The sequence below is a fragment of the Thalassobacillus devorans genome (assembly GCF_900176565.1).
In the GTDB taxonomy this organism is placed as follows: domain Bacteria; phylum Bacillota; class Bacilli; order Bacillales; family Halobacillaceae; genus Thalassobacillus; species Thalassobacillus devorans_A.
Map to the genome: position 1 here is coordinate 254,414 of NZ_FXEH01000005.1, position 25,080 is coordinate 279,493.

Annotated in this window: 25 protein-coding genes and 1 tRNA gene; 9 read left to right on the forward strand and 17 right to left on the reverse strand. The window is 43.4% G+C overall.

Translation table 11 applies throughout. The features are described from left to right. Positions 1-199: 199 nt before the first annotated feature. A tRNA-Arg gene (locus B9Y67_RS06135) sits at positions 200-273 on the reverse strand. A 211-nt stretch (positions 274-484) separates the two neighbouring features. On the opposite strand from B9Y67_RS06135, the gene B9Y67_RS06140 reads away from it, so the two are divergent. The 9 genes from B9Y67_RS06140 (at position 485) to clpP (ending at position 9,868) form a co-directional block, all read left to right on the forward strand. Continuing rightward, on the forward strand, positions 485-1,486 hold the full coding sequence (locus tag B9Y67_RS06140) for an ABC transporter ATP-binding protein (protein WP_085505883.1): 1,002 nt from the start codon (positions 485-487) through the stop codon (positions 1,484-1,486). Continuing rightward, positions 1,479-2,480 carry an ABC transporter ATP-binding protein gene (locus B9Y67_RS06145; RefSeq protein ID WP_085505884.1) on the forward strand — a complete coding sequence of 334 codons (1,002 nt, stop codon included), beginning with the start codon at positions 1,479-1,481 and terminating at the stop codon, positions 2,478-2,480. Before B9Y67_RS06140 ends, B9Y67_RS06145 begins: the two co-directional genes overlap by 8 nt. A gap of 39 nt (positions 2,481-2,519) precedes the next feature. Continuing rightward, positions 2,520-4,166, forward strand: a complete 1,647-nt coding sequence (locus tag B9Y67_RS06150) for an ABC transporter substrate-binding protein (RefSeq protein WP_369668743.1) — start codon at positions 2,520-2,522, stop codon at positions 4,164-4,166. 146 nt (positions 4,167-4,312) lie between these two features. Then, positions 4,313-5,317 carry an ABC transporter permease gene (locus tag B9Y67_RS06155; RefSeq protein WP_085506707.1) on the forward strand — a complete coding sequence of 335 codons (1,005 nt, stop codon included), beginning with the start codon at positions 4,313-4,315 and terminating at the stop codon, positions 5,315-5,317. A 17-nt stretch (positions 5,318-5,334) separates the two neighbouring features. Next, the gene (gene nikC, locus B9Y67_RS06160) at positions 5,335-6,231 is read left to right on the forward strand and encodes a nickel transporter permease (protein WP_394463514.1); all 897 of its coding nucleotides are present in this window, start codon (positions 5,335-5,337) and stop codon (positions 6,229-6,231) included. 307 nt (positions 6,232-6,538) lie between these two features. Continuing rightward, positions 6,539-7,129, forward strand: coding sequence for a DUF6305 family protein (locus B9Y67_RS06165; RefSeq protein ID WP_085505886.1), 591 nt, complete (start codon positions 6,539-6,541; stop codon positions 7,127-7,129). A gap of 11 nt (positions 7,130-7,140) precedes the next feature. Further along, entirely contained in the window at positions 7,141-8,505 is a 1,365-nt protein-coding gene (locus B9Y67_RS06170; protein WP_085505887.1) for a sensor histidine kinase, read from the forward strand. Beyond that, a complete protein-coding gene (locus B9Y67_RS06175; RefSeq protein WP_085505888.1) occupies positions 8,502-9,104 on the forward strand; it encodes a response regulator in 603 nt (200 codons plus the stop codon). Before B9Y67_RS06170 ends, B9Y67_RS06175 begins: the two co-directional genes overlap by 4 nt. A 173-nt stretch (positions 9,105-9,277) precedes the next feature. Next, positions 9,278-9,868 carry an ATP-dependent Clp endopeptidase proteolytic subunit ClpP gene (gene clpP, locus B9Y67_RS06180; protein WP_062441188.1) on the forward strand — a complete coding sequence of 197 codons (591 nt, stop codon included), beginning with the start codon at positions 9,278-9,280 and terminating at the stop codon, positions 9,866-9,868. Positions 9,869-9,991: 123 nt separating this feature from the next. Here clpP and B9Y67_RS06185 read toward each other — a convergent pair whose 3' ends face one another. The 16 genes from B9Y67_RS06185 to B9Y67_RS06260 form a co-directional block, all read right to left on the reverse strand. After that, positions 9,992-10,243, reverse strand: a complete 252-nt coding sequence (locus B9Y67_RS06185; RefSeq protein ID WP_085505889.1) for an HPr family phosphocarrier protein — start codon at positions 10,241-10,243, stop codon at positions 9,992-9,994. A gap of 148 nt (positions 10,244-10,391) precedes the next feature. Beyond that, positions 10,392-11,357: a DNA-binding protein WhiA gene (whiA, locus tag B9Y67_RS06190; RefSeq protein ID WP_085505890.1), complete on the reverse strand. Its 966-nt coding sequence runs from the start codon at positions 11,355-11,357 to the stop codon at positions 10,392-10,394. A 34-nt stretch (positions 11,358-11,391) separates the two neighbouring features. After that, entirely contained in the window at positions 11,392-12,345 is a 954-nt protein-coding gene (locus B9Y67_RS06195; RefSeq protein WP_085505891.1) for a gluconeogenesis factor YvcK family protein, read from the reverse strand. A 2-nt stretch (positions 12,346-12,347) separates the two neighbouring features. Further along, complete coding sequence (gene rapZ, locus B9Y67_RS06200) at positions 12,348-13,238, reverse strand: RNase adapter RapZ (protein ID WP_085505892.1); 891 nt, start codon at positions 13,236-13,238, stop codon at positions 12,348-12,350. Positions 13,239-13,306: 68 nt separating this feature from the next. Then, complete coding sequence (locus B9Y67_RS06205) at positions 13,307-13,774, reverse strand: NUDIX hydrolase (protein WP_085505893.1); 468 nt, start codon at positions 13,772-13,774, stop codon at positions 13,307-13,309. Positions 13,775-14,028: 254 nt separating this feature from the next. Next, the gene (trxB, locus tag B9Y67_RS06210; protein ID WP_085505894.1) at positions 14,029-14,979 is read right to left on the reverse strand and encodes a thioredoxin-disulfide reductase; all 951 of its coding nucleotides are present in this window, start codon (positions 14,977-14,979) and stop codon (positions 14,029-14,031) included. Between the two features lie 133 nt (positions 14,980-15,112). Then, positions 15,113-16,120 (reverse strand): tetratricopeptide repeat protein, encoded by a 1,008-nt coding sequence (locus B9Y67_RS06215; protein WP_085505895.1) that lies wholly within the window; start codon positions 16,118-16,120, stop codon positions 15,113-15,115. Positions 16,121-16,224: 104 nt separating this feature from the next. After that, a complete protein-coding gene (gene hisIE, locus B9Y67_RS06220; protein WP_062441214.1) occupies positions 16,225-16,848 on the reverse strand; it encodes a bifunctional phosphoribosyl-AMP cyclohydrolase/phosphoribosyl-ATP diphosphatase HisIE in 624 nt (207 codons plus the stop codon). Then, positions 16,845-17,603 (reverse strand): imidazole glycerol phosphate synthase subunit HisF, encoded by a 759-nt coding sequence (gene hisF, locus B9Y67_RS06225; RefSeq protein ID WP_085505896.1) that lies wholly within the window; start codon positions 17,601-17,603, stop codon positions 16,845-16,847. The genes hisIE and hisF overlap by 4 nt, the downstream gene beginning before the upstream one ends. Continuing rightward, the gene (gene hisA, locus B9Y67_RS06230) at positions 17,603-18,331 is read right to left on the reverse strand and encodes a 1-(5-phosphoribosyl)-5-[(5-phosphoribosylamino)methylideneamino]imidazole-4-carboxamide isomerase (RefSeq protein ID WP_085505897.1); all 729 of its coding nucleotides are present in this window, start codon (positions 18,329-18,331) and stop codon (positions 17,603-17,605) included. Before hisA ends, hisF begins: the two co-directional genes overlap by 1 nt. Beyond that, positions 18,328-18,975 carry an imidazole glycerol phosphate synthase subunit HisH gene (gene hisH / locus B9Y67_RS06235; protein WP_085505898.1) on the reverse strand — a complete coding sequence of 216 codons (648 nt, stop codon included), beginning with the start codon at positions 18,973-18,975 and terminating at the stop codon, positions 18,328-18,330. The genes hisA and hisH overlap by 4 nt, the downstream gene beginning before the upstream one ends. 2 nt (positions 18,976-18,977) lie before the next feature. Then, on the reverse strand, positions 18,978-19,571 hold the full coding sequence (gene hisB / locus B9Y67_RS06240; protein WP_085505899.1) for an imidazoleglycerol-phosphate dehydratase HisB: 594 nt from the start codon (positions 19,569-19,571) through the stop codon (positions 18,978-18,980). Beyond that, positions 19,564-20,841: a histidinol dehydrogenase gene (gene hisD / locus B9Y67_RS06245; protein WP_085505900.1), complete on the reverse strand. Its 1,278-nt coding sequence runs from the start codon at positions 20,839-20,841 to the stop codon at positions 19,564-19,566. The genes hisB and hisD overlap by 8 nt, the downstream gene beginning before the upstream one ends. Next, positions 20,838-21,476: an ATP phosphoribosyltransferase gene (gene hisG, locus B9Y67_RS06250; protein WP_085505901.1), complete on the reverse strand. Its 639-nt coding sequence runs from the start codon at positions 21,474-21,476 to the stop codon at positions 20,838-20,840. The genes hisD and hisG overlap by 4 nt, the downstream gene beginning before the upstream one ends. Beyond that, positions 21,469-22,653: an ATP phosphoribosyltransferase regulatory subunit gene (locus B9Y67_RS06255; protein ID WP_085505902.1), complete on the reverse strand. Its 1,185-nt coding sequence runs from the start codon at positions 22,651-22,653 to the stop codon at positions 21,469-21,471. The genes hisG and B9Y67_RS06255 overlap by 8 nt, the downstream gene beginning before the upstream one ends. A gap of 274 nt (positions 22,654-22,927) precedes the next feature. Further along, positions 22,928-24,601: a glycerol-3-phosphate dehydrogenase/oxidase gene (locus B9Y67_RS06260; protein WP_085505903.1), complete on the reverse strand. Its 1,674-nt coding sequence runs from the start codon at positions 24,599-24,601 to the stop codon at positions 22,928-22,930. Positions 24,602-25,080 lie beyond the last annotated feature (479 nt).

Below are 25,080 nucleotides of genomic sequence, written 5' to 3' on the forward strand. Positions count from 1 at the left end.
GTTAACGATTCTTTTACAACTTCCGTAATATTTCCTGAAAAGTATTTCATTAGCAATCTTAGAAGCTAAAAAGAAAGTATTAGAAAAAACTTGGCTTATCGACGAGTCCTTATAGCTAATGTCTTAACCCTTTAACAAAGATAAAAAATTAATAAAGTACAAAAAAACACCTGGTATAAAAACCAGGTGTTTTTATTAGCGCGCCCGAGAGGATTCGAACCCCCGACACATAGAACCGGAATCTATAGCTCTATCCAACTGAGCTACGGGCGCAAAATGACATGCATTGATTATTATAATCACATCTGTTCAAAAACGCAAGGGCTAATTTCTACTAGCTGCCCGGGTCCTTCTAATATTTAGATAATATCTTTTTCTCTTAATTAATTTTGAGAAAAAAGAGATTTAATTCGTAATTTTCAGAATTTATGTATAATAATAAGCACATCAAATTTAGAATTCACTCGTCATAAGGAGGTTCGCTATGGCTGACCATCTTCCCATTCTGGAAGTAGAAGATTTACATACCCATTTTTTCACTAAAGCCGGGGTCGTTAAAGCCGTTGATGGTGTCAGTTTCTCTGTCAAACCAGGAGAAACACTAGGGATTGTCGGAGAATCCGGTTCCGGTAAGAGTATTACGGCTATGTCGATAATGAAATTAGTACCGTCCCCCCCAGGCAAAATCGTTTCAGGTGATATTCGTTTCAAAGGTGAAAGCCTGCTGCCTAAGAAGGAAAAAGAAATGAGAAAAATACGCGGGAAAGACATTTCGATGATCTTCCAAGATCCGATGACTTCCCTTAATCCGGTTTTTTCTGTAGAAAAACAGATGCTGGAAACCATTATGACTCATGAAAATATGAATAAACAGCAAGCACGCATTCGCGCAATCGAGTTGCTTGATTTAGTGGGCATCCCCGATGCTGCCAAGCGTTTAAAAAACTACCCCCATGAATTCAGTGGAGGAATGCGGCAGCGTGTCATGATTGCGATGGCACTTGCCTGTAATCCTAAAGTTTTGATTGCGGATGAACCTACGACCGCCCTTGATGTAACCATCCAGGCGCAAATACTCGACCTGTTAAAAAAGCTGCAGCAAGAATTGGGCATGGCTATCATCATGATTACGCACGACCTTGGTGTTGTCGCAGAAGTATGTGACCGTGTCATGGTTATGTATGCTGGTAAACCCGTAGAATTCTCGAGTGTCAAAGAGTTATTTGATAAACCAAAGCACCCTTATACCTGGGGATTGCTATCATCTATTCCTCAAATTCATAACCGAAAAGAAAGACTCGAGGCAATTAAAGGCCTGCCACCTGATTTAAGAGACTTGCCAAGGGGATGCAGCTTCGCACCCAGGTGTTCTCATGTCAAGGATGAGTGTCTGATAAAAGATCCTGCTCTATCAGAAGATGAAACAGACCATTTTGTGCGCTGCTTATTGTATGAACAGGAAGAGAAGGTGACCGTCCATGAGTGAACTTTTACGTGTCCAAAATTTAAAAAAACATTTCCCTATTTATAAAGGAGCTATTTTCCCTAAACAGACAGGCGCTGTTCAGGCTGTCGATGGTATATCCATCACAGTCAATCAAGGGGAGACACTCGGCCTGGTAGGTGAAAGTGGGTGCGGAAAATCCACAGCAGGGCGGACCATACTGAAACTTCTTGAGCCGACAGAAGGCAAGATTTTTTATAAAGGGCAGGACATCACCGATGTGAAGGGGGAAGAATTAAGGAAGCTTCGCAAAGAAATGCAGCTTATCTTTCAAGACCCCTACGCTTCCTTGAATCCTCGTAAAACAATTGAACAAACGGTGACAGAACCGATGAAAATCTTCGGTATGTCAAAAGAAGAACGGCAGCAGAAACTGGATAGGCTGCTCGAAGTAGTAGGGCTGGACAGTTATCATAAATCCCGCTACCCACATGAGTTCAGTGGAGGACAAAGACAGAGGATCGGGATTGCAAGAGCTTTAGCTTTGGATCCGGAATTGATTATTTGTGATGAACCTGTTTCGGCTTTGGACGTATCTATTCAGGCTCAGGTCATCAATTTAATGGAAGATTTACAAAAAGAATTCAACCTCACTTATATTTTTATTGCCCATGACCTCAGTGTCGTCCATCATATCAGTGACCGAGTCGCTGTCATGTACTTAGGCGAGATTGTAGAAATAGGTGATGTGGAAGAGCTGTATGGAAACCCTAAGCATCCCTATACTAAAGCATTATTATCATCCATTCCCGAGGCGCGGCCCGTAGAAAAACGGGAACGGATCACCCTTGAGGGAGATCTTCCTTCTCCTTCTAATCCACCTCAAGGATGTAAATTTCACACCAGGTGTCCTTGGGCCGAAGATATATGCAAACAGAAAAAACCGGTCTTAAAACAGGTTCCAGGTGCAGAGCATCAAGTTGCCTGTCATCTCGTTAAGGAGGTGGTTGAAGACACGGAAGCAACGCTTGTCTAATACTTAATTTATTACATTCTATTTAAGGGGGAACTAATTGTGAAGAAAAAAGCACTTTGGATGTTGTTGACCGTTTTCACACTGATGGTTCTAGTTGTAGCTGGATGCAGCAATAACGATGAAGCCAATTCGGAAGGTGAAGACAGTAACAGCCAGGATACTACAGATTCCGAGTCAGCTGAAGAAGGCAGCGGCGGCAGCAGCACATTCGTATTTGGCCGAGGAGCCGACTCAGAACAGCTTGACCCTTCTAAAGTTACCGATGGTGAATCCATTTATGTCACCAACCAGATTTATGACACACTAGTTCGTTATGAACAGGAAGGTACAGAAGTAGTACCTGCCCTGGCTACAGAATGGGAAACAAGTGATGATGGCCTGGAATGGACATTCCAACTACGTGATGATGTCACATTCCACGATGGAACTGACTTTACAGCTGAAGATGTCGTCTTCAACTTCGAGCGTTGGACAGAAGGAGCAGAATATGTTTACTACGGTTATATGTTCGGGGCATCTGAAGAAAACCCCGGTGGAATCATTGAAAAGGTAGAAGCTACAGGAGATTATGAAGTTACATTCACACTATCTGAACCTAATGCACCGTTCCTGAACACACTTGCTATGCCTCCATTTGGTATCGCAAGCCCGGATGCTATTGAAGAGCATGGAGAGGACTACTTCAAAAACCCTGTCGGTACCGGTCCATTCATTTTTGAAGAGTGGAAACAGGATGACAGCATTACCTTGTCTAAAAACGAAGATTATTTCGGAGAAACAGCTAAAGTCGATACAGTGATTTTCCGTGTTATTCCGGATAATGGTGCTCGTTTCATGGAATTGCAATCAGGTTCTATTGATGCAATGAATGGAATGAACCCACAGGATATCCAGCAGGCAGAAGATGATGAAGCATTACAAATCATCCGTCGTCCTTCTATGAACGTATCCTATATGGCTATGAATACGGATAAAGAAGGTCCATTAAAAGACAAGAAAGTCCGTCAGGCAATCAACCTTGCCATTGATAAAGAGAAATTACTTTCCTTGTTTGAAGGTATTGGAAAACCTGCTAAAAATCCAATGCCGCCATCCCTATGGGGCTATAACGATAACGTAGAAGATTACGGTTACGATGTCGAAGAAGCAAAATCACTACTTGCTGAAGCAGGATACGGCGATGGCATGAGTATCACTCTGTATACCATGTCCAATCCACGCCCTTACCTGCCACAGCCGAAGTTCGCTGCACAGGCGATCCAGGAAATGTTGAAAGAAGTCAACATTGAAGTTGAAATCGTCGAAAACGAATGGGATTCTCATTTAAGCGCAACTGAAAATGGCGACCACGATATGGCGTTCTTAGGATGGACAGGTGACAATGGTGACCCTGACAACTTCCTCTACGTATTGCTGGATAAAGATAATGCTAAAAAAGGCTCTGCAGGAAACATCGCATTCTATAAGAATGATGAACTGCACGACATTTTAAAACAGGCGCAAACAGAGCTTGACCAGGAGAAGCGTGTCGGGCTATATGAAGAAGCACAGGAAATCATTCATGAAGATGCACCATGGTTCCCGATTGCTCATACGACACCACCACTTGCCGTTAAGAAAGAAGTTCAGAACTATATTCCTCATCCAACAGGAAGTGAACCTTTCAACTACTTAGAACTGAACTAATTGAGGTTAAGGGAAGGGATATTCCTTTCCCCCTCCCTTTTAATCAGGCTATGAAAAAGGCTGTGAAAACCAAAGGGGCGCTTCGCGGCAGACAACTGCCAGCTAAAGCCCCTTTGAACAGCTTTTTAAATTTGGAGGAATGCAGTATGCTCAATTATATTATTAGACGTCTTGTATCATTGATACCCGTTATCATCGGTGTATCGATCATCGCCTTTTCCCTGATGCATCTGGTTCCCGGAGATCCAGCCAGAAGTATTCTTGGAGAAAAAGCGACAGAAACGCAGCTGGAAATGTTGCGGGAAGAATTGAACTTAAATGACCCTTATATTGTCCAATATGGAAACTTTATGGGTAAAATCGCTACTGGTGATCTAGGTGACTCTATCAAATCCAAAGAATCGGTCGCTTCAGAAATAGGCAGCCGACTGCCAGCTACGATTGAATTGACCCTATTTGCCATGACCATTGCTGTTGTTATCGGAGTACTTGCCGGAGTGATCGCAGCTGTTAAGCAATACTCCTGGTTTGACAATCTGAGTATGAGTGGAGCATTATTCGGTGTCTCGATGCCAATATTTTGGCTTGGTTTAATGATGATTTGGCTATTTTCTGTGGAATTGAATTGGTTACCTCCATCCGGAAGGCTATCCAATGATATTGAGTTGACAAAAATCACCAACTTATATTTGGTAGACAGCATTCTGACCTTGAACGGAACGGCATTCGTCGATGCATTCCGACACCTATTGATGCCAGGCCTGGCCCTTGCCACCATCCCAATGGCTATCATCGCGCGTATGACTCGTTCAAGTATGTTAGAAGTTATGAAGCAGGACTACATACGAACTGCCAACGCAAAAGGGTTAGCCGGCCGGTTGGTCATCTTCCAACATGCCCTGAAAAACGCTTCCCTTCCAGTTCTCACTGTCATTGGATTGCAGTTTGGATTTTTATTAGGGGGAGCCGTCTTAACGGAGACGATTTTCTCATGGCCAGGGGTCGGAAGATATGTAGTCGATGCCATCCTCAGCCGGGATTATCCTGTCGTCCAAAGCACTATTTTAATCATCGCTATCATTTTCGTATTGGTAAACTTGATCACTGATATCCTTTATACGTTATTCGACCCAAGAATCAAACTGGATTAGGAAAGGATGTGAAAACCTTGGCTGCTGAAGCAAAAGCGGATCAGATGGATCCCGCACTAAAAAGTAAAAAGAACTCAAGCCTCTGGCTTGATTCCTTATCCAGGGTAATCAAAAGTAAAACGTCTTTAATCGGCTTGGTCATCATAACATTATTGATTGTGGTTGCTATATTCGCACCTCAAATTGCAACCCATTCACCAACAGACCAAAGCATCATCGACCGCTATCAATCTCCTTCCTCTGAACATTTGTTAGGAACAGATGAACTTGGAAGGGACATCTTCTCACGGATTGTCTACGGATCACGGATAACTATTCAAATTGGTGTCATCACTGTAGGAATCTCAATGATTGTCGGTGTATTTCTAGGAGCTGTTGCCGGATTTTTCGGACGGTGGGTCGACCAGATTATCATGCGGCTGATTGATATCATGATGGCTTTTCCTAGTATTCTATTGGCGATTGCATTAGTTGCTGTCTTAGGGAAAAGCCTGACAAACGCTATGATTGCCGTTGGAATCGTGGGTGTACCCCATTTTGCCAGGATTGTACGATCGACCGTGCTCTCTGTCAAAGAAACGGAATATATTGAGGCTTCCCGTGTAATTGGTGCGAAGAATGGAAGAATTTTATTTTCTCACGTATTACCGAATTGCCTGGCGCCAATTATTGTCCAGGCAACTCTAACGATAGGTACGGCTATTTTGGATGCAGCAGGTCTGAGTTTCTTAGGGTTAGGGGCACAGCCACCTCTCCCTGAATGGGGAGCCATGCTTAGTGATGGCCGCTCCGCCCTGCAGACTGCTCCATGGGTAGTCATGTTCCCTGGCTTTGCTATCCTTCTCGTTGTTTTAGGTTTCAACCTGTTGGGTGATGGACTGCGAGATGCACTCGATCCACGCTTAAAGCAATAAAAAAAGTAGTTCCAGTAGTTGATGGATAAACAATTAAATCAGCAGATGTAATCGAGTATAAAATCAATAGATTTTATACTCGATTTTTTTGCCATATGGAGGCCCCTCTATTATCAGTCCACGGGATCCAAATATTAAATCTCCCTCCTATTAGTTCAGCTCCATTCTCCTTCTTTTTAACCAGGCTGATTAAATGCACCTTTCATTATTCAGAATATTTAAGTAAAATAAGAGTAAAAGTGCCTTTCACTTCTGATTTACCGCTAAAGCTTATAGATTTGATACACCAAATAAGGGGAAATGCCTTTTGAAGAAATACTCCATCATATTGTTATGCTTCGTTATCAGTCTTATTGTGATCGGACACCATTCCTATCAGGCATCAGGACAAACGACATATATGTATCCAAACCTTCCTGCACCAATCGGGAAACAACCCGTCTTAATCACTTCAGCAGGACAAACGGTGGAAGGCGGGATTGTCCAAAAGCTTGCCCAACAGCTCCACCTCGATGCCGAATACCGCCCAAGGGCGTTGGCAACAGATTTATACGAATACGAGACGCTGGTCATTGTGGCTGGCTATAGCTACAACGGGTTGCTACATAAAAATAGAAAGTTGGCTCAGGAGAAAGAACGTATCGTTGAGTTAATGAAAGAAGCAGAAGCAGAGCAAGTACCGGTAGTGATTTTTGATTTGGATGTCCAATATAGGGATTATGAAGAATCGTGGGAGTTTTTAGCGATGACTCTTCCTTATGCAGATTATTTTATTGGAAAAAAGCATGAGATCCCTCCTCAAAATTTAATGGACATGATTCAAGACTATAAAGTAAAGTCCACCTTTGCAAATGAAATAGAAGATATGAAAACACCATTCAACTCGGTGTTCAGGTAGGGGGATTCAGAATGAAGCAGCAAACACACCCTTTCTGGGGAACCCTTGGAATTGTACTTGTTTTTTACGGAATGCTGATACCAGCATTGACGATGGACTGGTCCATGTACATCTATGAAGAGATCGACCGCAGCCTTATTGAGGAAGACAGCGGGAAGCTGCTTGTTACTGCTTTTGCCTATATTTCACGGAACGTACTGATGTTTTCTATGATTTTTTTCGGTACATTATTTCTTACTAGATATTTTGTCAAAAACAGCAGTACCGTCCGCTTCCAAATAGTGTATGCCATTCTGTCATTAATGGCAGTTTGGGCGCTGAACTTCCTTTATGCTGAATATTATGCGTACCTTCCGCAATTACTGACGATCGGCTTTATCCTATTATTTAGTACCTACCTTCCACAGCAGCGCTATTTCGCCTTAACCTTTCTCGTTTTGTTGATTTTGACAACCACCTCGCTTCAATGGCTTAACTTGATTCCGTCTTTAAGCCATTATGGATTTGGAACAAACGACCTGGCTGTGAGCTTAAAGACTGTAGATGAATTCTTGACCGATCATAACCTTTTCAGCACGATTGCCTTAGTATTTTTCCTTATTTTCTTTATCATTGCCTTGATTTTTACTACGCTGATTCACTTATTCAATAAACAAATCGCTACTTTAAAATTATACCAGGCACAAGGAAAAGAACTGCAAAGGACCAGAAATGATTTAATTGAGTCCAAGGTTTATCAGGAGATGCATACATTAGTCCACGATTTAAAAACACCCTTGGTAGCGATTGAAGGGCTATTATCTTTGATGGAAATGAAGGTAAAGGCAGATGACCACAAGTCAAAAAGTTATTTTAGCCGAATTAATCAATCGGTCGTGAAAATGAAAGAAATGATTTCGGATATACTTTATGAAGATATTCGAAAAGAAATACCAGTAGAAGAATTGCTTGATTATGTGATGAGTCATTTGAACACAGATGACCTGCCAATTGACTTTGAAGTTCATATCGATGAAGCTGTGCCTCCTTTATATGTTAACAAAATACGATTTTCCAGGGCAATATCCAATGTGCTGGAGAACTCGATGATTTATTTACATGACCGCGGGGGGAAAATCAAGGTGGATGTAACTAATCAAGCTAATAGAACCTGCATCAGAATAGAAGATAACGGACCTGGTATCGACCAGGCTAACCTTGTTCACATTTGGCAGGAAGGTTTCAGCACTAAAAATTCTTCCGGTATCGGTCTGCCGTTTGTTAAGCGGGTAATAGAGAGTCATTCTGGCAGTATTGAGGTATCAAGTGAACCGGGTTCTTATACGATCACCACGATCACTATCCCTCAGCACTCAAGAAAGGAAGCGATAGGATGATTTTGATCATCGATGACAATGAAGACATACGTTTCACCCTGAAAGAAATATGCGAATTTTGTGAGTGGCCATCCACCGAAGCTTCCAATGGAAAAGAGGGGGTGGCATTATTGCAAAAGCTCGACCCTGACCTGGTGTTAGTCGATTATCACATGCCGGAATGGGATGGGTTGAAAACTGTCAAAGCCATTAGAAAGGAAAACAAGCATATCCCTATCATCGTTTTAACTGTGGATGACCGACAGGATATTGCCAACACTTTTTTAGAAGCAGGTGCTACAGATTTTGCCATGAAGCCAATAAAGGCACCTGATTTAATATCACGGATCAAACTGAATATGAAATTCGCTAAACTGGCTCATACAGAGCAGGATATATATGTAGACAAAGGAATCAACAAAGAGACACGCAAGTCGATTAAACACTTCCTCTATAATCAAAACCAGCCAGTAACTATCAATGAGATTCAGCAGCAACTGCCAATCGCTTATCAGACCGTCCATCGCTACCTCCATCACATGGTGGAAAAAGGGGAAATCGAAGTTGTTTCTGATTATGGGAGTCGGGGAAGACCCAAAAACAAATATCAACTACTGTAAACAGCTGGAAAAACCTATAGAGGCAGGTTTATTCTGCCTGATTTAGGGAATCATGGTAGAAGGAATTTTGCCTGATAAAGTCGAAGTATTTTGTTTGACCTTTATTGACCTTGGATGTATGATAAAACTATCACATCATTCAATGATAATAAGTGATGAAGGAGGAATTTACATTGAATTTAGTACCTACAGTTATTGAACAAACAAACCGCGGAGAACGTGCATACGATATTTACTCACGCCTGCTGAAAGACCGAATCATTATGCTGGGAAGCGGAATCGATGATAACGTATCCAACTCGATTGTATCTCAGCTTCTATTCCTGGCAGCTGATGACCCGGACAAAGATATTTCTCTTTATATCAACTCGCCAGGCGGATCCATTACAGCTGGAATGGCAATTTACGATACGATGCAATTCATCAAACCAAATGTATCTACCATTTGTATCGGTATGGCAGCATCTATGGGAGCTTTCCTATTGGCTGCTGGTGAAAAAGGTAAGCGTTATGCACTGCCAAACAGTGAAGTTATGATTCACCAGCCTTTAGGTGGAACGCAAGGTCAGGCAGCTGACATCGAAATTCATGCTCGTCGTATCTTGCAAATGCGTGAAAAGTTGAATAAAATCCTTTCTGAGCGTACTGGACAGCCATTAGAGGTTATCGAGCGGGATACCGATCGTGATAACTTCATGCCAGCGCATACAGCGAAAGAATATGGATTGATCGACAAAGTAATGGAAAAGAAACCAACCGAATAATAATTATTTTTTCATTCAAAAAGAGACCCTGACCTCCCGGTCAGGGTCTTTAGTATGGAAGCTTTTTTCCTGAACACACTATACCCAATGTTCATTTATTCACATAAGTAGCATCAACCATTACTATTTTATAACGAAAGCCTGCAGTTCTTCCATAGCCGGTTCTTCATCAGAACCTTCGGTAATCAGCAGTACTTCTTCATCGGCTCCAATAGCAAGACTCATCAATCCCATAATGCTTTTGGCGTTTACTCTTTTTCCGTCCTTTTCAATGAATATATCGGATGAAAAACGATTAGCTAATTGCACGAATTGGGCTGCTGGTCTCGCTTGCAGACCTGTTTCCAATTCCACTTTCAACGACCGTTCAACCACCTGAATTCTCCTCTCTTCTACACTCCTATATGGGAAGCGCTATCATAGTTGGTGATAGAAAAAACGCTCTCCTTGAAAGCGTTTTTTAATTGCATTCATTATAGCATGAATCTTCTATCAATAACATGGATTATACTTGGAAATCACCTTATTGCTGGGAAGTCGGATAAATCTCTCCTTTTTTCACCTTCTCAGCAAATTCATCAATTTTCCTTAGCCGGTGATTTACTCCGGATTTGCTGATTTTCCCTGTAGAAACCAATTCACCTAATTCCTTCAAAGAAACATCCTGATGCAACAGACGCAGCATTGCTACCTCCTGCAGTTTTTCTGGCAGAGCTTCAATACCCACGGTATTTTTAATAAACTTAATGTTTTCCACCTGACGGAAGGCGGCTCCAATTGTTTTATTCAAGTTTGCCGTTTCACAATTGACAAGGCGGTTGACAGAGTTTCTCATATCACGGACTATTCGCACGTCCTCAAACTTGAATAATGCCTGATGGGCTCCCATATTACTGAGAAATTCTGTTATTTTTTCTGCTTCTTTGATATAAGTGATATACCCTTTTTTTCTTTCCAGGGTCCGGGCATGTAAATTAAACTCATTCATCAACTCACATAGAGCTTCATTGTGTTCTTGATAAGAATTATAAATTTCCAAGTGATAAGAAGATGTTTCCGGATTATTGACAGAACCACCTGCAAGAAAAGCCCCCCTAAGGTAGGCGCGTTTACAGCAGATATCCTGTTTATGATTTTCCGAAATGGTTCGGTTGAAGGAAAAAGGACCATCATTCATAATTTCCAATTTTTCTAAAAAGGCCTTTACTTCCTCTTTCATCCGAACGATATAGACATTATTCTTTTTTAAACGCATTTTCTTTCGGACAAGCAACTCCACTGGTGAGTGGTAGACTTTTTTAATCAATGTATAGATCCGCCGGGCAATAGCAGCATTTTCCGTTTGAACGTCCAGCACGTATGTTTTATTTGAATTCAGAGATACGGAGCCATTCATACGGATCAGGGCCGCCAATTCGGAATGAATGCAGCACGGTTTTTCCATTTCCGCATTCGTCAGCTCTTTCTTAATTTCTGAAGCAAAAGACACGACGTTCACCTCCCTGCATAAAACTCCTTGCTATCTACAGCATACTGTAGAGCAGGTTTGCAATTTTTTTAGTATCATGGCGCAACATCGCTTTGGAATGGTCGATGATATCTTCTTCAATGACTTCCAATTTCATCCGGCGAATTCGCTCATTATCATAGATGACAGGTTCTGCCTGTTCTTCAGCATAAATTTTCCTTACATCATGTTCGATTGGCTGGTTATGAACTATGATGGAATGGACACATCCTTGACCCACATGATCAATAATTGCTTTGACATGATCGCCTGCTGAATAGCCATCTGTTTCACCATGCTGCGTCATAACATTACATACGTAAGTTACTTTTCCTGATGTTTCTCTCAAGGCTTGAGAAATTTCGGGTATGATAATATTAGGAAGCGTACTTGTATAGAGACTTCCTGGTGCAATAACAATTAAATCCGCATGTTTAATTGCTTCCACCGCTTCCGGGAGCGGTTTTACGGGATCCGGCTCCAGAAATACCCGCTTGATTCTGCCGGGATATTTAGGAATATTCGATTCCCCTGAAACTAATGTCCCGTCTTCCATTTCCGCATGTAGATACATATTCTGATTAGCGATTGGATAAATCTTCCCCTTCACATTAAGAACACGGGAGATCTCTTTGATGCCTGTAAAAAAGTCGCCTTTCATGGAGGTCAGCGCGGCTAATAGTAGGTTACCCATGGAGTGGCCGGACAATCCATTTCCACTTTCAAACCGATGCTGGAATAATTCGAGCAGCATTGGTTCTGCATCAGACAATGCAGCAATCACATTCCGTATATCTCCTGGAGCTGGAATGGACATTTCGTTCCTCAACCGACCGGAACTTCCCCCATCGTCGGCAACTGTCACGATAGCAGAAAGGTCAATTGGCAGGTCTTTGAGACCACGGAGTAAAACAGGCATGCCGGTCCCGCCACCCAAGACGACCACTTTAGGCTTTCTATTTATTGTCATGATCAATGGCCCTTTCTTTTATCGATATCCCGATGGCTGGCATGGGTTACGTAATCGGTTGAAAAATGCTTGCGTAAATGTTCAGCTATCGCCACCGAACGGTGCTGTCCACCTGTACACCCGATTCCGATGATTAGCTGGCTTTTTCCTTCCCGTTTGTATTGCGGAAGCATGAACTGCAGCAGATCAATCAGTTTTTCGAGAAACTTCTGTGTATCAGACCATTTGAAGACATACGATGACACTTCACTATTAAGTCCGGTGAGCGGCTGCATGTGTTCCACATAATGTGGGTTGGGTAAAAACCTTACATCAAATATTAAATCCGCATCAATCGGGACCCCGTATTTGAAACCGAAGGAAACCATTTGAACCGAGAATATCTCACGTTTCTTTTGCGTATTGGCATACGTCTGGATGATTTGCTCCCGTAACTCTCTCGGTTTCAAATCAGTCGTTTCTATAATTGTTTGCGCTCTTCCACGTAACTCATCGAGCATCCGGCGCTCTTGTTTTATGCCGTCTAAAGGCAGTCCATCCTTCGCGAGAGGATGAGAACGTCGTGTTTCCTTATACCGGGAAACCAACGCCTGATCCTGTGCATCCAGAAACAGGATGTGTTCCTGCAGCCATGGCTCATCCACAAGCTTATCCAATACTTCAAATAATGCATCAAAAAATTCCCGTCCTCTTAAATCCATCACAAGTGCTACATTCTCAATGTTGTTAGAAGAGTCCTTCATCAATTCAAGAAACTTTGGCAGCAAAGCTGGCGGCAGGTTATCCACACAGAAAAAACCTAAGTCTTCAAAGCTTTGTACCGCCACTGTTTTACCAGCCCCAGACATTCCCGTGATGATTACCAGCTGTGTCTCTTGTTCTTTTTTAGTCATATTATATCCACTCCAATCAGGCAGCAGTCTCCATCGATATGGCATAAACCTTGCTGGCAAAATACTAATTATTCAGGATCTGTAGGATCTAAGTCTACTTCGAGCAGCTGATAATCAGGCGTATAAACAAACGTTCCATAAACTTGCTCGTCACTCGTCAGTATATGGTTAAAAATATGCCGATCGCCTTCTGCCATAGGCTTGCTAAGTACCTCAGCCACTGGCACCCATTCCAGCTCACCTTCTTCGCTTTCCTCTAACAGTGATCCCTCATATTCGGTGCAATAAAAAGTAAACATCATCCACTCCTGGACAGTTTCGTCGCCATCCCGGATGATGAAAGTGAATGACCCTCTCATTTCAGGGTTTTTAATTGCTAATCCGGTTTCCTCCCTGAATTCCCGGACAGCTGATTCTTTAATCGATTCACCAGGTTCCATTTTACCGCCAGGGGCTACATACCATCCCCTTCGCGGTTTTTTCAACATCAAAACTTGATCATCTATGTGCAAAATACAATTCGTCACTCGCTGCAATTACGTCACCTCATCCTTAGTCGGAGGACATCATATATTATTATACAATGAATCAGATTCGTCCCACAATGTTACCAGCCACAAAAAAAATGCACAGGCGGCTAGGCACCTGTGCGCAATAGATCTATCTATTAAAAGGGGGTCAATTAATTAATTATATTGTACCCCACAATTATTTCATGCGTGTTACAGGAGAGTTAAGTTGCAATTACTATTCCAAAAGTCCTGCACACCCGCCAACAGACGGCCATTGGTTACTTATTGGCAACCTTCAATTCTTCCATCAGGTTTTCGATATAATGCTGGGCAGATTGGGCCGCAATACTTCCGTCTCCTGTAGCTGTCACAATTTGACGGAGCGTTTTTTCACGAATATCACCGGCTGCAAAAACCCCTGGAATCTTTGTTTCCATATTTTCATCAGTCGGTATATAGCCTTGTTCATTTGTAATACCTAAACTTTTAAATGGTTCACTTAGCGGAATCATTCCAATATAGATGAATACCCCATCTGTATCAAACTCGTATTCTTCTTCTGACTTCTTATTGAATAAGGTTACACTGCCTACTTTTCCATCTTTTTCATTGATGGATTTTAATACAGTATCCCAGATGAATTCCACTTTTTCATTATCAAATGCACGTTGCTGCAGGATCGGCTGTGCTCTCAATTCATCACGACGGTGGACAATGGTGACCTTGCTGGCAAAGCGAGTCAGATACACTCCTTCTTCTACAGCAGAGTCTCCCCCACCAATGACAACCAGCTCTTTATCACGGAAAAATGCCCCATCACATACAGCACAATAGGATACACCGCGTCCTCCCAGTTCTTTTTCACCAGGAACACCGATCTCTTTATATTTAGCGCCAGTACCAATGATGACAGCACGTGCTTTATATTCTTTATTTCCTGCTACAACCGTTTTATATTCTTTGCCGTCTTTGATTTCCTTGATATCTCCATAGGCATATTCGGCACCGAACTTTTTGGCATGCTCGAACATTTTGTTGGAAAGATCCGGCCCAAGAATGCTTTCATAACCAGGGTAGTTTTCGACATCTTCTGTGTTAGCCATTTGACCACCTGGAATTCCACGCTCAATCATAAGCGTATCTAAATTCCCACGCGAAGTATAGACAGCAGCTGTCATTCCAGCCGGCCCTGCACCTGCGATGATCACATCATAAATATGCTCTTCCATTTTAATTCAGCCCCCTATATATACATTGACTCGAACTAGTCAGTTTCATACTATCATCCTATAAAAATGTATCTCCTGCGTCTATTAATATGCTCACTAGGGTATTTGCGGAACGTCATCTCCCCATATGCTGTCAAGATGCGTTCCAAGGGCCGCCTTCCTCACTCATTTCCGGGTATTTCTTACACCCTTCTTTCCACAAATGCAATGCCTTGGAAGGCTTTCCAGTATGATAGGATGCGATGCTGTGCCATTTATAAAATGTTTTCGTACGTTTAACATCTTTCGACCGGATGGATTGGAACCGCTCGCATGCTTCCTGGTAATGACCAGTTCTTGTCAATGCCTGGGCAATATAGAGTTTTTGATGGTCATGGATTGGAAAAATCTTTTTTACCATCTTAATATGTTCATCACTGCGATCGTCATTTCGTTCTTTGTAAAAAATAGCAAGGTTGACATGGCTGTGCAAATTGTTCGGCTGGTTTTCCAGCCACTGCTGCTCTAACTCGATCGCCTCATCTTCATCTCCACGATGGAATAGCGCAAATGTGTACTCATGCTTTGCCGCTGTATAATCAGGGAAAAGCTGCATCATTTCTTCGAGGAGTACCAGGGCTTCTTCCCATTCCTGACGCTGGAGATGGTAGAGTGCGGTTTCCTGGTAAATGAGCAATTCATCCTCATCTTCCAGCGTCCAGTCATCATCTTCCTCTTCTTCCAAAGATGTAACTAACTCTAATAATTGTTCAGCAGCTTCTTTGAAATCGCCTTGTTTCGTCTTTTCCAAATAGGCTTCTGCATATTTTTTCGCATCTTTAAATAAACCGAGATGCGCATAATTATTTGCAATTAAGTAATAACAATCAACATATTCTTTTCCGAATACCGAAAGTACTTCGGTCAATAATTGATTCGCTTTATGATAGGAGCCCTGCTCTGTGTGGACGACAGCCAGTTGACAAGCATATAGGGGTTCATCGGGAGATTTTTCTATCGCTTTTTTCAGCCATTTGACAGCCATGGTGAAATTCCTTTTTTGGAAAGCCTGCACACCATAACTGAAATAAAACTCCCCATCCGCTACAAAATGAATCACGTTATCTATGTTTTTTGTGGCTCCATTCCTAGAAGTAGGCATCAATATCCTCCTATCACCGTTTCAGTACGTATGACAGTATAACACAGATGAATAATAGGATATAGACTATTTTTTGACAAAAACAGTAAAATAGCCGGATAGGATCAACGATGCCTTTCTTCCAGTACGCCAAGAACTTTATCAAAAGAAACGTCACGGTCTGTCAGGAGCACTAATAAATGAAACAACAGGTCTGCAGATTCCAGGGAAAGCTCTTCTGCGTCATTGTTTTTAGCGGCAATAATGACTTCTCCTGCTTCTTCTCCAATTTTCTTGGCAATCCTGTCGACACCTTCTTGAAACAGCTTACTTGTATAGGAGCCTTCCGGATTGGTCGCTTTCCTGTCAGCAAGGACCTGTTGCAATTGATCAAGTATTTCATAACGATTTTCCGAAAGTGAAGCCTTGTCACTTGTGATAGCTTCAGAAAAGCAGCTGTAATCCCCTTTATGACAAGCTGGTCCGTTCGGTACAACTTGTACCAGTAAAGCATCCTGGTCACAATCATAATGAATGCTGGTAACTTGCTGAGTGTTGCCGGAAGTTTCTCCCTTATGCCATAACTCCTGACGTGAGCGGCTGTAAAATACCGTCTCGTTTGTTTCCAGGGTTTTCTCCAATGATTCCTTATTCATATATGCCAGTGTCAGAACTGATTTGCTTCGTGCATCCTGGACGATTGCAGGTACCAGCCCCTTTTCATCGAACTGTATATTATCTAAATTCATCGCACGACCACTCCTTTTTCTTGAAGATAATCTTTCACACGTTGCACGGATGTTTCCTTATAATGAAAAATCGATGCCGCCAGTGCTGCATCTACACCTGTTTCCTGAAAAACTTCAAGGAAATGTTCTGCTGAACCAGCCCCGCCGGAAGCAATAACCGGAACGTTGACAACTTTTTGGACAGCTTGCAGCATCGCGAGATCGAAACCTGTTTTTTCACCGTCCTGGTTCATTGAGGTCAGCAGAATCTCTCCCGCTCCTAATCGAACAGCCTCCTTAGCCCAATCCTCAAGAAGCCAGTCCGTCGGTTTTCGTCCGCCATGGGTATATACCCTCCAAGTCTCAACTTCAGAATCAAACCGGGCATCAATTGCCACGACAATACATTGAGTACCAAAGTAGTCGGAACTTTCTTTGATCAAATCCGGTCTTCTGACAGCAGCAGAATTTAAAGAAACCTTGTCCGCACCTGCACGGAGGATCGCCCTGATATCTTCCAGTGATCCGATTCCACCACCTACAGTAAAAGGAATCGCTAATTCAGAAGCAACTTGCCGGACCACATCGATCATCGTCTTCCTTCCCTCATGAGTGGCTGAAATATCCAAAAAGACAAGCTCATCGGCACCTTGTTCATCGTAAACCTTTGCCAGTTCGACTGGGTCACCGGCATCTCGGATTTCTACAAACTGGATTCCTTTCACCACTCTTCCTTCCTTGACATCCAGGCAAGGAATAATTCGTTTGGCAAGCATCACGCTTCCTCCTTCAAGGCATCTTCAAGGGAGAATTGGTTTGTATAAAGAGCTTTTCCTACGATGGAACCGATCACTTTGCTTGATTGATATTGTTTCAGTTCACGAAGATCTTCCAGACCCTTAATACCCCCTGATGCGATAACATTAGTGTTGGTCTCTTCAGCTAAACGGACAATTTCTTTTGTGTTAGGCCCAGAAAGCATCCCATCCTTGGCAATATCAGTGTAAATAAATGTTTCGGCTCCGGCTTCAGCCAGTTCCTTTCCAAGAGATACGGCAGTTACTTCAGAACTTTCCAGCCAGCCGTCCGTGGCAACATAACCATCTCTGGCATCGAGTCCGATGGCAATCTGGTGTTTGAATTTAGCGAGCAATTCTTTAGTAAGCTCCAGATTACGAATAGCCAGGGAGCCGATAATTACACGATCGACACCTTGTTCTAAATAAAAACGGACATCCTCTTCCGAACGGATGCCTCCTCCAATCTGTACGGAGCACGATAATTCTTTAGCTGTTCGAATCACATGCCTGGCATTCTGTCTGGATCCCTCTTTCGCCCCATCGAGATCGACCATATGAATCCAGCTGGCTCCAGCTTCCGCAAACCCTGCCGCGACTTCGAATGGATTTTCTCCATAAACGGTTTCTTTATTAAAGTCCCCCTGCTCCAGGCGGACGCATTTCCCATCCCGCATATCGATCGCCGGGTAAATCGTAAAACTCATTCCTGGGTCCCTCCTTGTTCAGGTACAATTTTCTTGCAAAAATTCTCTAACAACTGCATGCCGGCTCTGCTGCTCTTCTCCGGATGGAACTGGCTGGCGTATAACGAACCTTTGCCCACTATGCCAGGAACTTCCACATGGTAATCCGCAGTAGCAAGCAATACCGAACGATCTTCCGTAAAGACATAATAGGAGTGGACAAAATAGACGTATTCGTTATTAATATCTTCCAGTAACGGATGGTCAGGCTGCTGGATATCAAGCCGGTTCCACCCCATATGTGGAACTTTATAAGAAGAGCCCTGTTCATCTATCCCAGGAAATCTTACTATTCTGCCAGGAAGAAGACCAAGTCCTTCCGTCAGCTGGTTCTCTTCGCTTTCTTCGAATAATAATTGCATGCCGAGACAAATCCCATAAATTGGAACTCCAGCTTCCGCTTTTTCCTTAATGAATTCTACAAAACCATGCTGCTTTAAAGCCTTGACAGCATCAGGAAAAGCTCCTACACCTGGAAGAATATATCCGTCACAATCAGCAATATGCTCAGGTCGGTCTCCGAATTTATAAGAGACATCCAGCCGCTCTAATGCTTTGGACACGCTGAACAAGTTGCCCATGCCATAATCAATGATACCTATCATAATCAAAGACTTCCTTTCGTGCTTGGCACCCCTTGAATTCTTGGGTCAATTTGTGTCGCTTCATCCAAAGCACGCGCCAGCGCTTTGAACATAGCTTCTACAATGTGATGACTGTTGTGCCCATGGTGAAGGACGATATGTAAATTGATCCTGGCTTCCAGGGCGAATTTCCAGAAAAACTCGTGCACATTTTCCGTATCAAAGGTTCCTATTTTCGCAGCAGGAATCTCTGCCTTCCATTCCAAATGTGGACGGTCACTTAAATCGACGGCAACCGTCACCAATGTTTCATCCATCGGCAGGGTCATCGAACCATACCGTTTGATACCTGCCTTATCTCCAACCGCCTGACGAAATGCTTGGCCAAGACAGATGCCAATATCTTCTGTCGTATGATGATCATCAACATCCACGTCCCCGTGACCTTTTACTTCCATATCAAATAACCCGTGCTTACTAAACAGCTCCAGCATATGAGCTAAAAATGGGACCTGGACATCAAGCTCCTGTTTGCCACTTCCATCCAGGTCAATTTTAAGACTGATGTCAGTCTCTCTTGTTTTCCGGTCGATGGCAGCCATACGCTTATTACTCATCTTTTGTCTCCTTTCTAGACTCCACTGCTCTGGCATGTGCTTCCAGCCCTTCGAGTCTGGCAAAACGGGCAATCTTTTCGTGGTTTTCACGCCAGGCTCGTTCACTGTAAGAAATAATGCTTGATTTCTTTATAAAATCGTCAACGTTCAGCGGACTTGAAAATCTTGCTGTTCCATTGGTCGGTAATACATGGTTTGGTCCGGCGAAATAATCACCGATCGGTTCACTGCTGTACCTTCCAAGAAATATAGCGCCCGCATGCTTAATTTTTGCTAACTGTTCGAACGGAGCAGATGTAACTACTTCCAGGTGCTCAGGAGCAATTTCGTTGATGGTGTCTTCCGCTTCTTCCATCGATTCACACAGAACGATCGCTCCATAGTCTTCCACGCTTTTCCGGGCGATTTCTTCTCGGGGTAATGCTTGCAGCTGGCGGTCCACTTCGGCTTGAACTGCTCCTGCCAGGAATTCACTGGTTGTGACCAGTACGCTCGAGGAACGGACATCATGTTCAGCCTGTGAAAGTAAGTCAGCGGCTACTTCTTCCGGTCGTGCGGTATCATCTGCAAGAATAGCGATTTCACTTGGCCCTGCAATCATATCAATAGCAACGTCACCGAAAACTTCCCGCTTGGCGAGCGCAACAAAAACGTTTCCTGGTCCCACAATCTTATCAACAGGAGCAATGGTATCTGTTCCATAAGCCAAAGCAGCCACGGCTTGTGCTCCGCCGACTTTATAGATTTCATCGACACCCAGAAGGTCAGCAGCCACCAATACTCCTGGCGGCAGTGTTCCATCAGGGCCTGGAGGAGTAGTCATGGCTATCCGTTCCACACCTGCTACCTGAGCAGGAATGACATTCATAAAAACAGAAGATGGATAGGCTGCTGTTCCGCCCGGTACATAGACTCCCGCAGCATCAATCGGTGTGATTTTCTGCCCGAGAATCGTGCCATCCTCCTGCGCGTCAAACCAGGAAGTGGACTTCTGTTTCGTATGGAAGCTACGTATGTTGGCAGCAGCTTCTTTCAATACCTCAACCAGTTCTCCATCCATTAGCCTGTATGCCTGTTCAATTTCCGCTTTTTCAACCTTAACATTATCCAAAGTCACGCCATCAAATTTTTCCGTATAAGAGCGGAGAGCCTCTTCGCCTTTTTCTTTCACGTCAGCGATGATTGCTTTGACGGCCGCTCGTTGTTCTTCTGTTCCTGCATCCACACTGCGTTTGAATGAAGTGATTTCATTCTTTTTCAGGATTTTCATACATAGTCCTCCCCTACCACTTCACTCAATTGGTTGACCATTTCATCAATTTCCTTGCTTTTCAATCGGTAGCTCACAGGATTGACAATCAACCGCGATGTAATTCCGACAATTTTTTCATACTCTACTAACCCGTTTTCTTTCAAGGTTCTTCCAGTAGAAACGATATCCACAATCCGGTCTGCGAGCCCGATTAACGGAGCGATTTCAATCGAGCCGTTCAGTGGAATGATTTCAATTTGCTCTCCTTGCTCACGAAAGTAATCAGAGGCTACTTTTGGATATTTTGTCGCTATCTTCGGAGCGATTTTGCTGAGCGGCTGATCCGGAAGGCCGGCCACAGCGATGTAACAAGGACTGATGCCAAGGTCAAGCACTTCGTAAACATCACGGTCCTGCTCCAATAGGACATCTTTCCCGGCGATCCCGATATCGGCTGTCCCATATTCTACATACGTCACCACATCCATCGGTTTGGCCATCATGATCCGTAAATTCTGTTCCGGGAACTCCAATATCAATTTCCTTGATTCCTCTTGGTTGGACAGGAGGTCATATCCTGCTTGCTTCATCAGCTCAGCTGCTTCTTCAAAGATCCGTCCTTTTGGCATAGCAATTGTCAAAGGTTTACGCATCATGGCCACCTCCTGTCGTCAAATCAATCGCTTCTACAAGTTCTGCTTTGAATTGCTGCAGGTCAGGAACCTGATCTACATGCTGTAGTAATACTCTTTTCCCTTCTTGTCGAAGATTTTGTGCCTGTTTTAATCCATCAGTAAATGTGTCGTCATCAACCAGGATGCCAATCCGTTCGTCTCCGTTGGACTGTTTGGCAAGCGCTTCTACCAGACGTTCAAGATGGATGGCGAATCCGGTAGCAGAGGCATTTAATTGGAAAGAAGGAAGCAATTGATCATAACGTCCGCCATTACATAACAAGGAGCCTAAGTTAGGGGCATACCCTTCAAAAAGAATGCCAGTGTAATAGTCCATATGACTGATCAAGTTGAGGTCGAAACTGACGTACTGCTCCACTTGATACTGCTTCAGTATCTTGTACAGCTGCTTCAGTTCATTAATAGCCTGCAGGCATTCCTGATTACGGGCAAGTGACTTGCTTTGGTCGAACACTTCATCTTCTCCCCGCAACTTCAACAGCCCCATCAACGCCCGCTTTGCTTCGTCATGTAATGGGAGAGCTTTAACCGCTTCCTGATAGCCAACGTGATTTTTCCGATAGAGGTAGCTCATCAATTCTTCTGTTAACGCCGAATCGTCATCACCAAGTATTTCTTTGAAAAAGCAACGGACATATCCGACATGACCGATTGTAATCTGAAAATCTTGCAAACCTGCCCGTTGAAGAGAACGGATCAACAGGGCAATTACTTCGGCATCTCCATAAGAAGAATGATCGCCAATCAGTTCTGTTCCAACCTGTTCAAATTGGGCCGGCTTTCCTCCTTCTGTCTGCTGCGCACGAAAAACAGGTCCATCATAAGCTAAACGAAGCGGGAATTCTGCACGCTTGAGCTGAGACGCCGCCACACGCGCAATCGGAGCAGTCATATCCGGTCGCAATACAAGGGAATGACCTTGTTGATCCAGTAGTTTGAACAATTGCTGGTCCAAGGTAGCACTCGCTTCTCCAACTGTCTCATAATACTCCAATATTGGTGTATCCATAAACATGTAACCGAAGTTTGAGATTTCTTCTGTCAATAATTCACGAGCTTGTTTCTTCTGATTATAAAAAAAGGGAAGCGTGTCCCGCATTCCCAGTGGCTTTTCAAACATTAACCGCTTTGCCATGGAGTGCATCCTTTCTTTTTGAGAATCCATTCGAATCCTTTAGCTTGCTAATATGATAACGTAATAAAGATAGTCCGTCAAACAAAACTGGCTATTTTATTTGTTCCCTTTTCGTGACCGAGTAGAACCCCTTTGTCGCTTAATTAATCAAATTAGTATATGTACCTCTCCTTATATTAGCCGATTTTAGCATGTTTTAGCTTATTTTATGGGCCAAATGAAAAACCCCGGTCAGGAAAACACTCGTTTTCCTGACCGGGGTAACCATTCAAAACTAGGCCATCATTGGCTCTGCAGGTTCTACTGCTTCTTTCAATAGCTGGTCTAGTTCTTTTGTATAAGCATTTCTCTGCGTCTCATTCCAGTTCAGTTCTTTTGCCATATAAGCAATTACCGCATCCTTGTGCTGGTGGACCCAGGCAATGTTAAAGAATAAAGCACCGGTCCGGCGAACGAAAAAGTCAACGGGCCGATAGACCAGTTCGTATTCCAGCCCATATTGCAGCATCGCAAATGTGACACGCTCGATACCTGCAGCCTCTGCTCTCTCTTTTCCTTGTTCATAAAAATCAAAGACAAGACCGACGTTTGATCCATATAAATCTGCCAGTTCTCGTGCCTTTTCCTCGGGAAGCCCGATCGCTTTTCCCTGGCTCGTTTTCTCCTCCAGAAAGCTGTCAAATCCTTTTGCTCCGCCAACGTTTCCGCCTGATATTGGCATATACTTTGTCTCTGAATCAGAATAACGGATTCCTTCTTCTTCCGTAAACATGTCACGAACAATATCGATAACTGTTTCCGCCATTTTGCGATAGCCGGTCAGTTTTCCACCAGCCATGGAAATAAGTCCGGAATCGGAAATGAATATTTCATCTTTTCGGGAAATTTCAGATGGGTCTTTCCCTTCTTCATGAATCAACGGTCGTAAACCTGCCCAGCTCGATTCGACATCTTCCACGGTGATATCTACCGTCGGGAACATATAATTGATCGAATCGATTAAATACGTACGATCTTCTTCCGTCATGGTTGGATGTGCAATATCCCCTTCATAAGTTGTATCGGTGGTACCGACGTAGGTTTTTCCATCACGGGGAATCGCGAAAACCATTCGTCCGTCTGGAGTATCAAAATAGATTGCTTGCCTTAAAGGGAAACGTTCTCCATCAAAAACCAAGTGGACACCTTTCGTCAAATGAAGTGTTTTCCCCTTTTTGGAACCGTCAATTTCCCGCAGCTGATCCACCCATGGACCTCCTGCATTGATTATTTTCTTCGCTCGAATGGTGTAACGCTTCCCGTCGGTTTGATCTTCTACTACAGCCCCGGTAATTTTAGCTTCATCGTCGTAGTTGAAATCAACTACTTTAGCATAGTTGGCTGCCAGGGCGCCATGCTCTACTGATTTTTTCATTACTTCCAATGTCAAGCGTGCATCATCCGTTTTATATTCCACATAAAAACCTGCGCCCCTCAAATTATCACGTTTAATCAAAGGCTCCCGTTCTATCGCTTCTTCTGCTGAAAACATGGTTCTCCGTTCTGATTTTTTCACACCGGCAAGGTAATCATAGACACGCAGGCCAAGGTTGGTGGAAAGAGGTCCGAATGTTCCCCCTTTGTGGAAGGGCAGCATCATCCATTCAGGCGTAGTTACATGCGGACCATTTTGATAGACAATTTCTCTTTCTTTCCCTACTTCTGCCACCATTTTCACTTCGAATTGTTTTAAATATCGCAAACCACCGTGGACCAGCTTCGTCGATCTGCTGGAGGTTCCTGCTGCAAAATCCTGCATTTCTACAACTGCTGTTTTCATCCCACGCGATGCGGCATCCAGGGCTATACCCGCTCCTGTAATACCTCCCCCTATGATCAAAACATCCAATGTCTCTTCGGTCATGCTTTTCAATGTTTCCTGACGTTCATAACTTGAAAATTGACTCATGATTAAACCTCTCCTTGTGTCTATACTTATGATGCGGTTGAATTCACCCTATATTTCCTTTCCCCATAAACGCTTATTTCATGTATGGCAAAAGAGCAGGTTAACGAAAAAAAGAGACCACGAACATGCTTTATAGCCGTATCTATAAAGCAGCGTGGTCTCTCCGTTTCTCCAACCGAATCTTATTAACTTACTTTTATTATAGCAGTAGCTGTTTCATTATACAATCAAGATCTACAAAACAGACGCACATTCAACTATCAGGCCAAAAAGTCGAAGACTTGATTTCGAGATGATTGTGGGGAGTTTAGGGGCGTTGGGGAAGGATTCGCTTTCCGCGGGGAAGACGGCAAGCCTCCTCGAGCTAAAGCTCTGCGGGGTCTTGCCAGTCTATCCTTTCCCGCAGGAGTCTCACCCTTCCCCCACGCCCCTTGCCATATAAGATACTCGAAATCGCGTGTGGAAAGTCCAGCCCTATT

Excerpts from the sequence above, each read along its gene's own strand:
- hisF (WP_085505896.1), bottom strand. The coding sequence starts at position 17,603 with ATGCTTGCCAAACGAATTATTCCTTGCCTGGATGTCAAGGAAGGAAGA.
- rapZ (WP_085505892.1), bottom strand. The coding sequence starts at position 13,238 with ATGACTAAAAAAGAACAAGAGACACAGCTGGTAATCATCACGGGAATG.
- B9Y67_RS06155 (WP_085506707.1), top strand. The coding sequence starts at position 4,313 with ATGCTCAATTATATTATTAGACGTCTTGTATCATTGATACCCGTTATC.
- trxB (WP_085505894.1), bottom strand. The coding sequence starts at position 14,979 with ATGGAAGAGCATATTTATGATGTGATCATCGCAGGTGCAGGGCCGGCT.
- hisB (WP_085505899.1), bottom strand. The coding sequence starts at position 19,571 with ATGAGTAATAAGCGTATGGCTGCCATCGACCGGAAAACAAGAGAGACT.
- hisD (WP_085505900.1), bottom strand. The coding sequence starts at position 20,841 with ATGAAAATCCTGAAAAAGAATGAAATCACTTCATTCAAACGCAGTGTG.
- B9Y67_RS06145 (WP_085505884.1), top strand. The coding sequence starts at position 1,479 with ATGAGTGAACTTTTACGTGTCCAAAATTTAAAAAAACATTTCCCTATT.
- B9Y67_RS06255 (WP_085505902.1), bottom strand. The coding sequence starts at position 22,653 with ATGGCAAAGCGGTTAATGTTTGAAAAGCCACTGGGAATGCGGGACACG.
- B9Y67_RS06175 (WP_085505888.1), top strand. The coding sequence starts at position 8,502 with ATGATTTTGATCATCGATGACAATGAAGACATACGTTTCACCCTGAAA.
- hisA (WP_085505897.1), bottom strand. The coding sequence starts at position 18,331 with ATGAGTTTTACGATTTACCCGGCGATCGATATGCGGGATGGGAAATGC.
- hisH (WP_085505898.1), bottom strand. The coding sequence starts at position 18,975 with ATGATAGGTATCATTGATTATGGCATGGGCAACTTGTTCAGCGTGTCC.
- B9Y67_RS06215 (WP_085505895.1), bottom strand. The coding sequence starts at position 16,120 with ATGCCTACTTCTAGGAATGGAGCCACAAAAAACATAGATAACGTGATT.
- B9Y67_RS06140 (WP_085505883.1), top strand. The coding sequence starts at position 485 with ATGGCTGACCATCTTCCCATTCTGGAAGTAGAAGATTTACATACCCAT.
- hisIE (WP_062441214.1), bottom strand. The coding sequence starts at position 16,848 with ATGAATTTAGATAATATACAGTTCGATGAAAAGGGGCTGGTACCTGCA.
- B9Y67_RS06195 (WP_085505891.1), bottom strand. The coding sequence starts at position 12,345 with ATGACAATAAATAGAAAGCCTAAAGTGGTCGTCTTGGGTGGCGGGACC.
- B9Y67_RS06260 (WP_085505903.1), bottom strand. The coding sequence starts at position 24,601 with ATGAGTCAATTTTCAAGTTATGAACGTCAGGAAACATTGAAAAGCATG.
- hisG (WP_085505901.1), bottom strand. The coding sequence starts at position 21,476 with ATGCGTAAACCTTTGACAATTGCTATGCCAAAAGGACGGATCTTTGAA.
- B9Y67_RS06170 (WP_085505887.1), top strand. The coding sequence starts at position 7,141 with ATGAAGCAGCAAACACACCCTTTCTGGGGAACCCTTGGAATTGTACTT.